General features: G+C 65.1%; 1 protein-coding gene. It reads left to right on the top strand.

The genetic code is table 11. The features are described 5' to 3' along the window. Positions 1-162: 162 nt before the first annotated feature. A partial coding sequence (locus RCF13_RS00270; RefSeq protein ID WP_308140682.1) for a hypothetical protein occupies positions 163-478 on the top strand: 316 nt, incomplete at its 3' end.

Genomic DNA, 478 nt, shown 5'->3' on the forward strand with positions numbered 1-478 from the left:
CGGTGCCCTGCTGAAGCGGGGCTGGCCGGGGTGACTAGTCACTCTGCCGCGCCCGCCCTGTGCCACCGGCGAATGGTCGGCGCGGCGGGCGACCACTAAAGTGATTTTGACAGCACGGATTGCAGTACGCGCCGGCCGCGCCGGCGCTCTTGGAGAAACGCAATGAGTCATTTTCTGGACCGGTTGAAGTTCATGTCGCGGGTGAAATCCACCTACGCGGACGGTCACGGGGCAGTGGTCAATGAAGACCGCAAGTGGGAAAACGCCTATCGCGCCCGCTGGCAGCACGACAAGGTGGTGCGCTCGACCCACGGGGTCAATTGCACCGGCTCGTGCTCGTGGAAGGTCTACGTCAAGAACGGCCTGATCACCTGGGAGACCCAGCAGACCGACTACCCGCGCACGCGGCCGGACCTGCCCAACCACGAGCCGCGCGGCTGTCCGCGTGGCGCGTCCTATAGCTGGTACGTCTATTCGG

Origin of the sequence: Stenotrophomonas maltophilia group sp. RNC7 (assembly GCF_030910085.1) — a bacterium.
GTDB lineage: Bacteria > Pseudomonadota > Gammaproteobacteria > Xanthomonadales > Xanthomonadaceae > Stenotrophomonas > Stenotrophomonas sepilia.